Origin of the sequence: Streptomyces chengmaiensis, from assembly GCF_029846775.1 — a bacterium.
Lineage (GTDB): Bacteria > Actinomycetota > Actinomycetes > Streptomycetales > Streptomycetaceae > Streptomyces > Streptomyces chengmaiensis.
This window is the reverse complement of record NZ_JARWBG010000050.1, coordinates 12,026-26,437: the sequence shown is the minus strand read 5'-3', so window position 1 is coordinate 26,437 and position 14,412 is coordinate 12,026. Positions and strand designations below refer to the sequence as shown.

Annotated in this window: 12 protein-coding genes and 2 pseudogenes; 13 read left to right on the top strand and 1 reads right to left on the bottom strand. The window is 72.3% G+C overall.

Annotated elements, in window-relative coordinates:
• The first annotated feature begins 152 nt into the window (after positions 1 to 152).
• From QCN29_RS29665 to QCN29_RS29625, 9 genes and pseudogenes are all read left to right on the top strand, one after another.
• A complete protein-coding gene (locus tag QCN29_RS29665) occupies positions 153 to 2,207 on the top strand; it encodes a tetratricopeptide repeat protein (protein ID WP_279932054.1) in 2,055 nt (684 codons plus the stop codon).
• A 144-nt stretch (positions 2,208 to 2,351) separates the two neighbouring features.
• Positions 2,352 to 3,467: an alanine dehydrogenase gene (ald, locus tag QCN29_RS29660; protein ID WP_240139829.1), complete on the top strand. Its 1,116-nt coding sequence runs from the start codon at positions 2,352 to 2,354 to the stop codon at positions 3,465 to 3,467.
• A 443-nt stretch (positions 3,468 to 3,910) separates the two neighbouring features.
• Positions 3,911 to 5,053, top strand: a complete 1,143-nt coding sequence (locus QCN29_RS29655; RefSeq protein ID WP_240139815.1) for a ParA family protein — start codon at positions 3,911 to 3,913, stop codon at positions 5,051 to 5,053.
• Positions 5,038 to 5,622 carry a hypothetical protein gene (locus tag QCN29_RS29650; RefSeq protein ID WP_279932041.1) on the top strand — a complete coding sequence of 195 codons (585 nt, stop codon included), beginning with the start codon at positions 5,038 to 5,040 and terminating at the stop codon, positions 5,620 to 5,622. Before QCN29_RS29655 ends, QCN29_RS29650 begins: the two co-directional genes overlap by 16 nt.
• A 47-nt stretch (positions 5,623 to 5,669) precedes the next feature.
• The gene (locus QCN29_RS29645; protein ID WP_279932039.1) at positions 5,670 to 6,854 is read left to right on the top strand and encodes a segregation and condensation protein A; all 1,185 of its coding nucleotides are present in this window, start codon (positions 5,670 to 5,672) and stop codon (positions 6,852 to 6,854) included.
• The gene (scpB, locus tag QCN29_RS29640) at positions 6,851 to 7,492 is read left to right on the top strand and encodes an SMC-Scp complex subunit ScpB (protein ID WP_279932037.1); all 642 of its coding nucleotides are present in this window, start codon (positions 6,851 to 6,853) and stop codon (positions 7,490 to 7,492) included. Before QCN29_RS29645 ends, scpB begins: the two co-directional genes overlap by 4 nt.
• The gene (locus QCN29_RS29635) at positions 7,492 to 8,604 is read left to right on the top strand and encodes a pseudouridine synthase (RefSeq protein ID WP_279932035.1); all 1,113 of its coding nucleotides are present in this window, start codon (positions 7,492 to 7,494) and stop codon (positions 8,602 to 8,604) included. Before scpB ends, QCN29_RS29635 begins: the two co-directional genes overlap by 1 nt.
• A 137-nt stretch (positions 8,605 to 8,741) precedes the next feature.
• Positions 8,742 to 9,077 (top strand): annotated as a pseudogene (locus QCN29_RS29630) (ADP-ribosylglycohydrolase family protein); the annotation flags it as partial.
• A gap of 3 nt (positions 9,078 to 9,080) precedes the next feature.
• Positions 9,081 to 9,326: pseudogene (locus QCN29_RS29625) on the top strand (DNA polymerase beta superfamily protein); the annotation flags it as partial.
• A gap of 13 nt (positions 9,327 to 9,339) precedes the next feature.
• Here the strand turns inward: QCN29_RS29625 and QCN29_RS29620 are convergent.
• A complete protein-coding gene (locus QCN29_RS29620; RefSeq protein ID WP_279932034.1) occupies positions 9,340 to 9,810 on the bottom strand; it encodes a Rieske (2Fe-2S) protein in 471 nt (156 codons plus the stop codon).
• A gap of 309 nt (positions 9,811 to 10,119) precedes the next feature.
• Between QCN29_RS29620 and QCN29_RS29615 the strand changes: the two genes are divergently transcribed.
• From QCN29_RS29615 to der, 4 genes are all read left to right on the top strand, one after another.
• On the top strand, positions 10,120 to 11,205 hold the full coding sequence (locus QCN29_RS29615) for a prephenate dehydrogenase (protein WP_240136496.1): 1,086 nt from the start codon (positions 10,120 to 10,122) through the stop codon (positions 11,203 to 11,205).
• A 258-nt stretch (positions 11,206 to 11,463) separates the two neighbouring features.
• Positions 11,464 to 12,171: a (d)CMP kinase gene (gene cmk, locus QCN29_RS29610; RefSeq protein WP_240136497.1), complete on the top strand. Its 708-nt coding sequence runs from the start codon at positions 11,464 to 11,466 to the stop codon at positions 12,169 to 12,171.
• Entirely contained in the window at positions 12,129 to 12,830 is a 702-nt protein-coding gene (locus tag QCN29_RS29605; RefSeq protein WP_279932032.1) for a lysophospholipid acyltransferase family protein, read from the top strand. The genes cmk and QCN29_RS29605 overlap by 43 nt, the downstream gene beginning before the upstream one ends.
• A 68-nt stretch (positions 12,831 to 12,898) precedes the next feature.
• Positions 12,899 to 14,356, top strand: coding sequence for a ribosome biogenesis GTPase Der (der, locus tag QCN29_RS29600; protein ID WP_240136499.1), 1,458 nt, complete (start codon positions 12,899 to 12,901; stop codon positions 14,354 to 14,356).
• The last annotated feature ends 56 nt before the right edge of the window (positions 14,357 to 14,412 follow it).

The window sequence follows — 14,412 nt, the reverse complement described above, 5'->3', positions numbered from 1 at the left end:
GGGGTCCTCCACGCACGGGGCACGGGGATAGATGTGAACATCGGCTGATCCGATCGGGGGACGCCGTCGCCGCGCTCCGCACAGTTCGTCGCTCAGCGTGAACTACGCTCAAACGTGCAGTCGTGAGCGTGGACGGAACGGGAGCGTGGCCCGTGGCGGAGCAGGCGGTGGACAGAGGCGCGCGCGCCCACGGCGGCCAGGCCCGATTCTTCGGCCGGCAGCGGGAGTTGGCGGCGCTGCGCGCCGACATCGAGCGCGCCGGTCTGGACACGCTCTCCGGCCGCAAGGCCCCCCGAGCCAGGGTGCTTCTGATCGCCGGCCGGCCCGGCTCCGGGCGCACCGCCCTCGCCGAGGAACTCGTACGCCGACTCGCCCCCGAGTACCCCGACGGCGTTCTGCGGGCCCGGCTGACCGAGCCGGACGGCCGACGGGTCCCCCTGGAGCGGGCCGCCCGCGGCCTCCTCGACGCGCTGTCCCTCGCCACACCGGCCGGCGCCGACGAGGACGTGCTCACCGAGATGGTGCGCGAGGCGCTCGCGGCGCGTCGGACGCTGCTGTTCCTCGACGACGCCGCGGGCGCGGAACAGGTCGACCCGCTGCTGCCCGACAACCCCGACTGCCTGGTCGTGGCCGTCTCCCAGGGCCCGCTGACGGGCATCCCCGATGTACGGCCCTGCACGCTCGGCGGTCTGGACGTCAAGTCCGCCATCGAGTTGCTGAGCGGCTACACCGGCTCGGTGCGGACCACCGTCGACCCGCAGGCCGCCGAGAGCGTCGCCGAGGTCTGCGGCGGACAGCCCGCCGCCCTCGTCCTGGTCGGCGGCTGGCTCGCGGCGCGGCCCAAGGCGTCGGTCGCCGGCGCCGCCAGGCGGCTGAAGTCCATGTCCGCCGACGACAGCCAGCCCGCCTCCGTGGGTCCGCTGGCCCGCGCCTTCCGGCTGGTGTACGAGGAACTGCCGCGGTCCACCGCGCGGCTGCTGCGGATGCTCACCCTCGCCCCCGCCGGGATCGCCGACGCCCACACGGCGTCCGCGCTCGCCGGCTGCTCGGTCTCCGCCGCCCAGGCGACGCTCGACGACTTCGCCGCCCTCGGCCTGCTCCGGCCCGCAGGAGACCGGTTCGAAGTACCGGGCGCGCTCATGCCGCTGCTGCGCCCGCTGCTGGAGGCCGAGGACCGGCCGGCGGAGGTGCAGGTCGCCCGGGCCCGCATGCTGGAGCGGACCGTGCGGCAGCTCCAGTCCTGCCGGGCCGTCACCGAACCGGACGGCTCCCCGGCCCGTCTCAGGCTGGCGGGGCTGCCGCGCGCCCTGCGCTTCCCCACCACTCCCGCCGCGGCCCGCTGGCTGGACACCCGGCTGCCCGCACTGCTCGCCTCGGCACGCCTCGCCGTGGTGGACGGGGGGTTGGACACCCTGGCCCGACGGTTGATCTCCGCGCTGGTGCGGGCGCTGGCGGCGCACCGCGGCACGGAGGCTGCCGCCCCGGATCTGTACGGACTGCACCAGCTGGTCCTGGACGTCGCCGAGCGCCGCGGACTGCACCGGGAGCGGGCGGCCGCCCTGCTCAACCTCGCCGACCTGGACGCGCGGACCGGCCGCACCGAGGAGGCGCTGGCCCGCTACCGGGCCGCCCTGGACGCCGGGCGCGCCGCACACGACCCGTACGCGACCGGCCGCGCCATGGAATCCGTAGGCGGCGCCCATGAGGAGCTGGGCGACTGGCAGCGGGCCGCCGACTGGTACGGGCGCGCCCTCGCCCAGCGGCAGGCGCGCAGCGAGCGCGCGGACGAGGCCCGGCTGTACGGGCGGCTCGCCGGAGTGCACACCTACGCCGGCCGGTACGGGGAGGCGCTGCGCGCCTGGCGCGCAGCCGTGGCCGGATACCGGCGGCTGGGCGATCTGCCCTCCCAGGCACGGGCGTTGAGCGAGGCCGCGCGGGTGCAGGAGTACGCGGGCCGCCCTCGGGAGTCGCTGCAGACCTGCCGCGAGGCGGTGGAGCAGGCACAGCGGGCCGGGGATGTACGGCTGCAGGCGGCGCTGCAGCTCAGGCTGGCCGACACCCTCGACCGGCTGGGCGATCCGGCCGCCGCCCGGCTGCACCGCACGACGGCCGGCCGACTGCTGGGCGAAGAGGGCCCCACTGAGGGGGCCGGTGCTGGAACCGGAGACTCCACCTGCGATATCCGTAGCGGTTCCGGCAAAGATTAATGCTTTGCAAGGCTAGACAGCGAGAAATCCTTCATTAGACTGGCTCCGCCACGTGTTCTCGTGGTGTATCCCGGTGCGCCCCAGAGTGTCCGGGTAAGCATGGAAACACCCCCCGAATCCCCTGAGCCAAGGACCGTGATCCACGTGAAGGTCGGCATCCCCCGCGAGGTCAAGAACAACGAGTTCCGGGTGGCCATCACCCCCGCCGGCGTCCATGAGCTGGTGCGCCACGGCCACCAGGTCTTCATCGAGCAGAACGCCGGCGTCGGCTCCTCGATCACGGACGACGAGTTCACCGCCGCCGGTGCGCAGATCCTGGCCACCGCGGACGAGGTGTGGGCCACCGCAGACCTGCTGCTGAAGGTCAAGGAGCCCATTGCCGAGGAGTACCACCGCCTCCGCAAGGACCAGACCCTGTTCACCTACCTCCACCTCGCCGCGTCCCGCGAGTGCACGGACGCCCTGCTGGAGTCCGGCACCACCGCGATCGCCTACGAGACTGTGGAGACCGCGGGCCGCGCCCTGCCGCTGCTCGCCCCGATGTCCGAGGTCGCGGGCCGGCTGGCCCCGCAGGTCGGCGCGTACCACCTGATGCGCTCCGCCGGCGGCCGCGGTGTGCTGCCCGGCGGCGTTCCCGGCACCCATGCGGGCAGGGCGGTCGTCATCGGCGGCGGCGTCTCCGGCTGGAGCGCCGTCCAGATCGCCGTCGGCATGGGCTTCCACGTCACCCTGCTCGACCGCGACATCAACAAGCTGCGCGAGGCCGACAAGATCTTCGGCACCAAGGTGCAGACCGTCGTCTCCAACGCCTTCGAGCTGGAGAAGGCCGTCGTCGAGGCCGACCTCGTCATCGGCGCGGTCCTCATCCCCGGGGCCAAGGCGCCCAAGCTGGTCACCAACGACCTCGTCGCCAAGATGAAGCCCGGAAGTGTCCTTGTCGACATCGCGATCGACCAGGGCGGCTGCTTCGAGGACTCCCGTCCCACCACGCACGCCGAGCCGACCTTCCCGGTGCACAACTCGGTCTTCTACTGCGTCGCCAACATGCCGGGCGCCGTGCCCCACACCTCCACCTACGCGCTGACCAACGCCACGCTGCCGTACATCGTCTCGCTGGCCGACAACGGCTGGGCGGAGGCGCTGCGCCGCGACCCCGCGCTGGCCCGGGGCCTCAACGTCCACGACGGCAAGGTCATTTACCGCGAGGTGGCCGAGGCCCACGGCCTGGAGTCGGCAGAGCTGAGCACCCTTCTCGGCTGACACCGCGCAGCCTCAGGGCGTCCGCTGCCGGGCGTCCGTTGTCAAGGCGTCTGTCAAGAGGCGGTCGTCAACATCACGTATCCGGCCGGACCTTGGGAAGCGAGGTCCGGCCGGAGGCGTTGCGGGCGCTATGACGTGGGCATGAGTGCGTTGTGCTCAACTCGCCGCGAAGGTATGCCTTTAACCGTTTCGCCTAGCCGTGAAACATGTGGGCGGAGTCACGCCAGGGCCCCCGTGCGCTCTTGACAGAGGTGCGTTCGATTGCCGACACATCGGGCCGGGTCCGGCGGATTGTGTTGCTGCGGACCGGTGACACGCCATAGAGTCGCCAACCGTCGGCATGGTGCCACGCTGACCTATCGATAAGTTTCCTGGTCACGTCCAAGGAGGTAAGACGACTTGTGAATGAGTCGACATTTACTCCCGGGGGTGGTCAACCAGGTATGCCTGCACCGGGCGGTCACAGCCCGCAGGCCGCCGGGGCAGAGGCTGTCGGCTCCGTCGCTGTTCGTACCTTCGCGACCCAAGCGCACACCACGCCCATGACGACAGCCCACACGATGAAGATGATGGACGGCCAACACGTGAACGCCATGGCCGGCAACGAGAGTGGCCGAGAGTCCACCCACTTCGCCGCCTACGACGAAGTCCCCGAGGGGCACTTCTACGATCCCGACGCCGAGTACGAGCCCGATCCCGAATACGCGGCCACACTCGCCCCTGACGCCGCCCGCCAGCGTCGTGAGCGCATCGGACCCACCGGGCGGCCCCTGCCCTACTTTCCGATCCCGGGCCCGCTCACCGACCACGGCCCCGCGAAGATCATCGCGATGTGCAACCAGAAGGGCGGCGTCGGCAAGACGACGTCGACCATCAACCTGGGCGCCGCGCTCGCGGAGTACGGACGGCGTGTCCTGCTCGTCGACTTCGACCCGCAGGGCGCCCTGTCCGTGGGGCTCGGGGTCAACCCCATGGAGCTCGACCTCACCGTCTACAACCTGCTCATGGAACGGGGCATGGCGGCGGACGAGGTGCTCCTGAAGACCGCCGTGCCCAACATGGACCTGCTGCCCAGCAACATCGACCTCTCGGCGGCCGAGGTGCAGCTCGTCAGCGAGGTGGCGCGCGAGTCCACGCTGCAGCGCGCGCTCAAGCCGCTGATGGCCGACTACGACTACATCGTGATCGACTGTCAGCCCTCGCTCGGTCTGCTCACCGTCAACGCGCTCACCGCGGCGCACAAGGTGATCGTGCCGCTGGAGTGCGAGTTCTTCGCGCTCCGCGGAGTCGCGCTGCTCACCGAGACGATCGAGAAGGTGCAGGAGCGGCTCAACCCCGAGCTGGAGCTCGACGGCATCCTCGCCACGATGTACGACTCCCGGACCGTGCACAGCCGCGAGGTGCTCGCGCGTGTGGTCGAGGCGTTCGACGATCACGTGTACCACACGGTGATCGGGCGGACCGTCCGTTTCCCGGAAACCACTGTCGCCGGTGAGCCCATCACCACGTACGCCTCCAACTCAGTGGGCGCCGCCGCCTACCGCCAGCTCGCCAGGGAGGTGCTCGCCCGGTGTCACGCCGAGTGAGTCTCCCCGGGGCCGACGAGCTGTTCCGCACGACAGGAGGCATGGCACTCCAGCCGTCGACGCCACGGCGGCCGGCGGCGAACGGGGAGGCGGCGCGGGTGCCCGCGCCCGCGGGGGAGAGCGACCCGGTGGACGCCGCCGCCCCCGCACAGCAGGAGCACGCGGCCGCCGAGGAGGACGCCGACGCGGAGGCCCAGGGCCGCAGCCGGGCCGCGGAGGACGACAAGACCGCCGCGCCGGCCGCCGCGCGCAAGCGGTCGCCGCGCCGCTCCGCTGACGCCGCGTCGGGCAGCGGCACATCCGCCGCCCAGTCGGGACAGCCGCGCCGCCGCACGCGCGGCGCCAACCGCCGGCCCAGCGGCCGGGAGCGGCACGACGAGAAGATCACGGTCTATGTCTCCGCCGAGGAGCTGATGGACCTCGAGCACGCGCGGCTGGTGCTGCGCGGCGAGCACGGGCTGGCCGTGGACCGCGGACGCATCGTGCGCGAGGCGGTCGCCGTGGTCCTCGCGGATCTCGAGCAGCGGGGCGACGCGAGCATTCTCGTTCGCCGCCTGCGCGGGCGGTGACGGTAGCCTGCCGGCTACCTCTGCCCGCTCAGCGCCTCTGGACCCCGATGCCCCCGTCCCCCCGCCGCCGCCCGCTGGGCCGCGGCCCCGGCGCCCCCGCCGCCGGTCCCCAGGCCTCCCCTGAGGCCGCCCCGGAGCCCGCCGCTGCGGATGTGGTTCCCCAGCCGTCGCACGCCGAGCCAGGACCCGCTGAGCCCACCTCCGCTGAGCCCACCTCCGCCGAGCCCGCTCCCGCCGGGCCCGGGTGTGCCGAGCCCGCTCCCGCCGAGTCAGGACCCGCTGAGCCCGCTTCCGCCGGGCCCGGGCCCGCCGAGCGCGGACCGGTTCCCGTGGAGGCATGGAGCCCGGCCACGGATGCGGGCGGGGGAGGGGAGCAGGACCGGAAGCCCGGCGACGACGGCCGCTTCACCGTGCGGCTGGCGAACTTCGAGGGGCCCTTCGACCTCCTCCTCCAGCTGATCTCCAAACACAGGCTCGACGTCACCGAGGTCGCCCTGTCGAAGGTGACCGACGAGTTCATGGCCCATATCCGGGCCATGGGCCCCGACTGGGACCTCGACCAGACCACCGAGTTCCTCGTGGTCGCCGCCACTCTGCTCGATCTCAAGGCCGCGCGCCTGCTGCCCGCAGCCGAGGTCGAGGACGAAGCGGACCTCGCCCTGCTGGAGGCGCGCGACCTGCTGTTCGCCCGGCTGCTTCAGTACCGCGCGTACAAGCAGATCGCCGAGATCTTCAGCGGCCGACTGGACGACGAGGCCCGTCGCCACCCCCGTACCGTCGGTCTGGAGCCGCACCACGCGGAGCTGCTGCCCGACGTCGTCATCAGCATCGGCCCGGAAGGCTTCGCCAGGCTCGCCGTCAAGGCCATGCAGCCCAAGCCCAGGCCGCAGGTGTATGTGGACCACATCCACGCACCGCTGGTCTCGGTGCGGGAGCAGGCCGAGGTGGTCGTCGCGCTGCTGCGGGAGCGGGGCCGGGCGACCTTCCGCGAGCTGACTGAGGACGCTGACGGAGCCACCGGCACCCTGGGCACCCTCACGGTCGTCGCCCGCTTTCTCGCCCTGCTGGAGCTCTACCGCGAGAAGGCCGTCACCCTGGAGCAGCAGGACGCGCTCGGCGAGCTCACCGTCACCTGGACCGGCGGCGACCGCGAGGCCCGCGTCACCGACGAGTTCGACCGAGCCCCCGAGAAGACCGAGAAGACCGAGAAGACCGAGGAGAACAAGCCATGAGCGGCGATCTCAGCGTCGAGGACCTCAAGCCCGCGCTCGAAGCCGTCCTCATGGTCGTCGACGAGCCCGCTGCCGAGGAGCACCTCGCCAAGGTTCTGGGGCAGCCCCGCAGGGCCGTCGCGGACGCGCTGCGCGAGCTGGCGGACGAGTACACGATCCAGCGGCGCGGCTTCGAGCTGAGGCTGGTCGCCGGGGGCTGGCGGTTCTACACCCGCCCCGAGTACGCCGACGCCGTCGAGCGCTTCGTGCTGGACGGCCAGCACGCCCGGCTCACCCAGGCCGCCCTGGAGACCCTCGCGGTCGTCGCGTACCGCCAGCCGGTCAGCCGCTCCCGGGTGTCCGCAGTCCGCGGTGTGAACTGCGACGGCGTGATGCGCACCCTCCTCCAGCGGGGGCTGGTGGAGGAGGCGGGCGCGGAACCCGAAACAGGTGCGATCCTGTACAGGACGACGAACTACTTTCTGGAGCGGATGGGCCTGCGCGGCCTGGACGAGCTCCCGGAGCTCGCGCCCTTCCTCCCGGAGGCGGAGGCGATCGAGGCCGAGACGCAGGAAGGCGTTCCGTCGTTCGATCCGGACGCTCCGGACCCGGTCGTTCCGGGTACAGACGACGACGCAGACGACAAGACGGAATTTTGATGCGAAGCAGCGGCAGGAACAGCAGCGGACGCGGTGACCACCGGGGCGCCGGTGGGGGCGCCTCCCGGCCCAAGGCCGGGGGAAAGCGGAACGAGAAGCAGCAGCGCGCCGGCCGGCCCCGTCCTGAGGAGCGCCGCTACGACGTCGGCGGTTCCGGCAGCGGCGGTTCCGGCAGTGCGTCGGAAGGTCCCAGGAAAGGCCGTGGAGCGGCCGCCCGCGGCGGCGCCAAGGGGGGGCCCAAGCAGTCGCCAGGGCAGTCCTCGCAGCGCGGCGGCCGCGGCCGCACCGCACCGGCGCGCCCGCGCGAGTACGACGCGCGGATCGAGGAGCGCAACCGCGAGCGGTACGCGAACAAGCCGCAGACCAAGACCCCGAAGACCTTCGGCGAGCAGGAGGGCGAGCGGCTGCAGAAGGTTCTCGCGCGGGCCGGCATGGGCTCGCGCCGCGCCTGCGAGGAGCTGATCGACGCCGGGCGCGTCGAGGTCAACGGCAAGATCGTCATCGAGCAGGGCGTCCGCGTGGACCCGGAGAAGGACGAGATCAAGGTCGACGGGCTGACCGTCGCCACCCAGTCGCATCTGTTCTTCGCGCTGAACAAGCCCGCGGGCGTGGTCTCCACGATGGAGGACCCGGACGGCCGCCAGTGCCTCGGCGACTACGTCACCAACCGGGAGACCAGGCTCTTCCACGTCGGACGGCTGGACACCGAGACCGAGGGCATCATCCTGCTCACCAACCACGGCGAGCTCGCCCACCGGCTGACCCACCCCCGCTACGGCGTGCAGAAGACCTACCTCGCCGCCATCCAGGGCCCCATCCCGCGCGACCTGGGCAAGCGGCTCAAGAGCGGCATCCAGCTCGAGGACGGCTACGCCCGCGCCGACAGCTTCAAGGTCGTCGAGCAGACCGGCAAGAACTACCTCGTCGAGGTGACCCTGCACGAGGGCCGCAAGCACATCGTCCGCCGCATGCTCGCCGAGGCCGGTTTCCCGGTCGACAAGCTGGTGCGCACCTCCTTCGGGCCGATCACGCTCGGCGACCAGAAGTCGGGCTGGCTGCGCAGGCTGACGAACACCGAGGTCGGCATGTTGATGAAGGAGGTCGGCCTGTAGGCCCGGCCCGACCTCCCGCAGACAGCAGCCCGCGACCGCCCGACCGGCCGCGGGCTGCTGCGTGTGCGTGCCCATGCCTTGTGCGATCCGGGGCGTCGCGAGGCGTTCATCACCCGCGGCTGGGACGACCATTCACCCGCGGCTGGGACGACTGCCTCGCCGCGCTCGACCGCCTGGCGGCGGCACTGCGCCCGCCCGAGCCGGAACTCGGCCCCTGCCTGGCCGCGGGCGACGGCTGGATCGCCGAAGAGGCCCTTGCCACCGCCTTGCTGTGTTTCCCGATGTTCCCCGAGGAGCCGCTGACGGCGCTGCGCCGGGCCGCCTGCACCCGGGGCGACTCCGACTCGATCGCCTGCCTGGCGGGCGCCTTCGCGGGAGCCCACCTGGGTGCGGACGCCTGGCCGGGTGCATGGGCGGACGGCGTAGAACACCACTCCGGCCTGATGTCGTTCGGAGCGCTCTGGGACGCTTGAGCCATGAAGGATCCTCTGGACCGGGAGTTCGGCCCCGTAGTCGACGAGCAGCCGTACCCGCTGCTCTTCGCGACCGTTTCAGGCGCGCATCTGTACGGATTCCCGTCCACGGACTCCGACGTCGACCTGCGCGGCGTGCATCTGCTGCCCGTGGAGGCGCTGCTCGGCCTGGGCGAACCCGAGGAGACCCGCACCCTCATGTGGGACGCGGACGGCCTGGAGATGGATCTGGTCACCCACGACCTGCGGAACGAGCCGGCGGTCACGCCAGCAGGATGGAGTCCCCGCTCACGGTGATCTGCTCCGGGGGCAGCGCCCGTGTCGCCGGTCCGCGGGCCACCGAGCCGTCGGCGATGCGGTACTGGCCGCCGTGGCAGGGGCAGTTGATGACGCCGTCCTCGACCCGGGTCACCGTGCAGCCCTGGTGCGTGCAGATGGCCGAGAACGCCTTGAACTCGCCCTTCACGGGCTGGGTGACGACCACCTTCTCGTCGGCGAAGATCCGGCCGCCCTCGACGGGGATGTCGGCCGTCTGGGTGAGCTCTTTACCGGCGGGCGGCAAAGAGTCCGGCGCCCCGGCGTCGGCCGGCGCCCCGGTCGGGGATTCCTGCGTGGCGGGCGGGGGCGCCGGCAGGTCCGTCTCCGTGTCGCCGCCGCCGTCGCCGCAGCCGGTCACCAGCGCGGCGGCGCCCGCCGCACCCGCCGCCAGAACCGTACGCCGCTGTGCGTCCATGGCCGTCTCCTTGCATCAGAAATCACAGGTATCGGTATGTTTCGGGCAGATGCATCCTGGCGCGCACAGAAGCCGGGGAGAAGTGACATGGCAGCGCACGGCATGCGGGGTTACCCGAGTGGCGGTGCCCTACGCCGCAGGGGACATTGGCCCGTACCAGACCCGGTACGGACTCGGCCCTGACCCGGTGCGGGCCGGCCGGCCGCCGTCCCGGGGGCCGGTCGCCTGATCCGCACGCCCGCCGCCTTGACTAGGCTGAACGGAGCATCCGCCCAGGTCGGCCTCCGCTCTTCACAAGGACATCGCCCCGTGAGAACCGCGCTCGTCATCGGAACCGGACTGATCGGCACCTCCGCCGCTCTCGCCCTCGCAGGGCGCGGCGTCGCCGTCCACCTCGTCGACCACGACCCGGAGCGCGCCCGCACCGCCGCCGCGCTCGGCGCGGGCACCGACGACCCGCCGGAGGGCCGCGTCGACCTGGCGATCGTCGCCGTGCCGCCCGCGCATGTGGCGGGCGCGCTCGCCGACGCGATGCGCGGCGGCGTCGCCCGCGGCTACCTCGACGTGGCCAGCGTCAAGGGCGGTCCGCGGCGCGAGCTGGAGGCCCTCGGCCTCGATCTGAGCGGCTACATCGGCACCCATCCCATGGCAGGCAAGGAACGTTCGGGCCCGCTCGCTGCGACCGCCGACCTCTTCGAGGGCCGCCCGTGGGTGCTCACGCCCACCCGGGAGACCGACACCGAGGTCCTCAACCTCGCGCTCGAGGTCGTCGCGCTGTGCCGGGCCGTCCCCGTCGTCATGGACGCCGATGCCCACGACCGGGCCGTCGCCCTGGTCTCCCACACCCCCCAGCTGATCTCCTCCATGGTCGCGGCACGGCTCGAGGAGGCGGACGACACCGCCGTACGGCTCTGCGGCCAGGGCATCCGCGACGTCACCCGGATCGCCGCCTCGGACCCCCGCATGTGGGTCGAGATCCTGACCGCGAATCCGGGCCCTGTGGCCGATGTGCTGGCAGGCGTCGCGGCCGACCTGGGGGAAACGGTGCAGGCGCTGCGCGCTCTGCAGTCCTCGGACGAGTCCAAGCGGCAGGGCGGCGCGGAGGGCATCGAGGACGTGCTCCGGCGGGGCAACGCGGGGCGCAGCCGGGTGCCGGGCAAGCACGGTGCGGCCCCGACGTCGTACGAGGTCGTCGCGGTCCTCATCAGCGACCAGCCCGGCGAACTGGCCCGCATCTTCGCCGACGCGGGCCGGGCGGGCGTCAACGTCGAGGACGTCCGCATCGAGCACGCGACGGGGCAGCAGGCGGGCCTGGTCCAGCTCATGGTGGAGCCGGCAGCAGCCCCCGTCCTCACCGCCGCGCTCCGGGAGAGGGGCTGGTCCATCCGGCAGTAGCGGCCCGCGGGGGCATTCCCCCATCGCCCTTTCCGCAGCCGGGGCGCTCCCCCGGCCGCCCGGTGCCTCATAAGCCGGCGGGGCTTGGTGGGGCGCGGGGCGCCCGGTCAAGGGCCGGGGGAGGCCTGCACCCCCCGGGGCCGCAGGGGGATGCCGGGCCGGGGCCCTCGGCGGTAACGAGGGCGTCGGGCGAGACAGTAACCTGTACGGGTCACTCGGCACAGTGACACTCCCCCTCTCGCCCTGTGAACCAGGAAGGTGTCCGACACCGTGGAAACCGTCGCCCGGACCTCCCCGGCAGCCGTGATCGTCGCCATCGATGGCCCCTCCGGCACGGGCAAGTCGAGCACGTCCAAGGCCGTCGCCGCCGCCCTGGGGCTCAGCTACCTGGACACCGGCGCCCAGTACCGGGCGATCACCTGGTGGATGCTCGGCAACGGCGTCGACGTCGACGACCCCGCCGCCGTGGCCACCGCCGCCGCCAAGCCCGTGATCGTCTCCGGGACCGACCCGGCCGCTCCGACGATCACCGTCGACGGCGTGGACGCCTCCGGCCCCATCCGCACCCAGGAGGTCACCGCCGGGGTCAGCGCAGTCTCCGCGGTGCCCGAGGTACGCACGATCATCACCGAGCTGCAGCGCTCCATCGCGGCCTCAGCCGAGAAGGGCATCGTCGTCGAGGGCCGGGACATCGGCACGACCGTCCTCCCCGACGCCGATCTGAAGATCTTCCTCACCGCCTCGCCCGAGGCCCGCGCCGCCCGCCGCAGCGGCGAGCTCAAGGGCGTCGACGCGGCCACCACGAGGGAGGCCCTGATCAAGCGGGACACCGCCGACTCCAACCGGAAGGCCTCCCCGCTCGCCAAGGCGGCCGACGCGGTCGAGGTGGACACCACCGAGCTGACGCTGCCGCAGGTCATCGAGTGCGTCGTCACCCTCGTCGAGGAGAAGCGGGCAGCCAAGTGACCCCTTCCGCAGCTGCGTCCGCGCCCTCCCGCCGGGGCGCGGAGGCCGGCCGGCGCATCGGCGTCGGGCTGATGTACGGCCTGTGGCGGCCCCGCGTCCTGGGCGCGTGGCGCGTTCCGGCAAGCGGCCCGGTGATCCTCGCGGTCAACCACGCGCACAACATCGACGGCCCGATGCTGATGGGCACCGCGCCGCGGCCCGTGCACTTCCTGATCAAGAAGGAGGCGTTCGTCGGACCCCTCGGCCCGTTCCTGCGCGGAATCGGCCAGCTGGAGGTGGACCGTACGAGCACCGACCGAACCGCCGTCACCCGCGCCCTCGAGGTCCTGGAGAACGGCGGGGCGCTCGGCATCTTCCCCGAGGGCACCCGGGGCGAGGGAGACTTCGCCTCGCTGCGCGGGGGGCTGGCCTACTTCGCCCTGCGCAGCGGTGCGCCCATCGTTCCCGTCGCAGTGCTGGGCAGTACCGAGAGGCAGGGACGGCTGATACCGGCGCTGCCCCCGCTGCGCAGCCGAGTCGACGTCGTCTTCGGCGACCCGTTCGTCGCGGGCGACGGCAGCGGCCGCCGTACGCGCACGGCGCTGGACGACGCCACCGTGGGCATTCAGAAGCGGCTCGCCGCCCACCTGGAAAACGCCAGGCGGCTCACCGGCCGCTAGGCGAGACTTGAGTCTTGAGCGATGGACCGGACGGTCCGTCGACGACGTCAGAACGAGGAACGGACTTCATGAACGAGCAGAGCGACCAGCACGACCACGGGGCGCTCGGCGACGCCGAGTACACGGAGTTCATGGAGCTCGCCGCCGAGGAGGGCTTCGACCTCGAGGAGGTCGAGGGCGCGATCGAGGCGGCCGGGCACGGCCCGCTTCCCGTCCTGGCCGTCGTGGGACGCCCCAACGTCGGCAAGTCGACCCTGGTCAACCGGATCATCGGCCGGCGTGAGGCCGTGGTCGAGGACAAGCCGGGTGTGACCCGCGACCGGGTCACCTATGAGGCCGAGTGGTCGGGCCGCCGCTTCAAGGTCGTCGACACCGGCGGCTGGGAGCAGGACGTCCTCGGCATCGACGCCTCCGTCGCGGCCCAGGCGGAGTACGCCATTGAGGCCGCCGACGCCGTCGTCTTCGTCGTCGACGCCACCGTCGGCGCGACCGACACCGACGAGGCCGTCGTCAAACTGCTGCGCCGCGCGGGCAAGCCGGTCGTCCTCGCCGCCAACAAGGTGGACGGCCCGTCGGGCGAGGCGGACGCGGCGACGCTGTGGTCCCTGGGACTCGGCGAGCCGTTCCCGGTCTCCGCCCTGCACGGCCGCGGCACCGGCGACCTCCTCGACGAGGTCCTCAAGGCGCTGCCCGACGCCCCGGCGCAGACCTTCGGCGCCGCGCCGGGCGGCCCGCGCCGCATCGCGCTGATCGGCCGGCCCAACGTCGGCAAGTCGTCCCTTCTCAACAAGGTGGCGGGCGAGGAGCGCGTCGTCGTCAACGAACTTGCCGGCACCACCCGCGACCCGGTCGACGAACTCGTCGAACTCGGCGGCGTCAGCTGGAAGTTCGTGGACACCGCGGGCATCCGCCGCCGTGTCCATCTTCAGGAGGGCGCGGACTACTACGCCTCCCTGCGCACCGCGGCCGCCGTCGAGAAGGCAGAGGTCGCCGTCGTCCTGATCGACGCCAGCGAGTCGATCAGCGTCCAGGACCAGCGGATCATCACCATGGCGGTCGAGGCGGGCCGCGCCATGGTCATCGCCTACAACAAGTGGGACACGCTGGACGAGGAGCGCCGCTACTACCTGGAGCGGGAGATCGAGACGGAGCTCGGCCAGATCTCCTGGGCCCCCCGGGTCAATGTGTCGGCGCGTACGGGCCGCCATATGGAGAAGCTCGTACCGGCCGTCGAGACGGCGCTCGCGGGCTGGGAGACCCGGGTTCCGACCGGCCGGCTGAACGCCTTCCTCGGCGAGCTGGTGTCCGCCCATCCGCACCCCATCCGCGGCGGCAAGCAGCCCCGCATCCTCTTCGGCACCCAGGCCGGCAGCAAGCCCCCGCGGTTCGTGCTGTTCGCGTCCGGCTTCCTGGAGCACGGCTACCGGCGCTTCGTGGAGCGGCGGCTGCGCGAGGAGTTCGGCTTTGAGGGCACGCCGATCCATATCTCGGTGCGTGTACGCGAGAAGCGCGGCCGCAAGAAGTAGGTCCCCTCGTAGGCCCCGCGGGCCAGGACGAGCCCCTGCCCGCGAAAGAGGGCGCT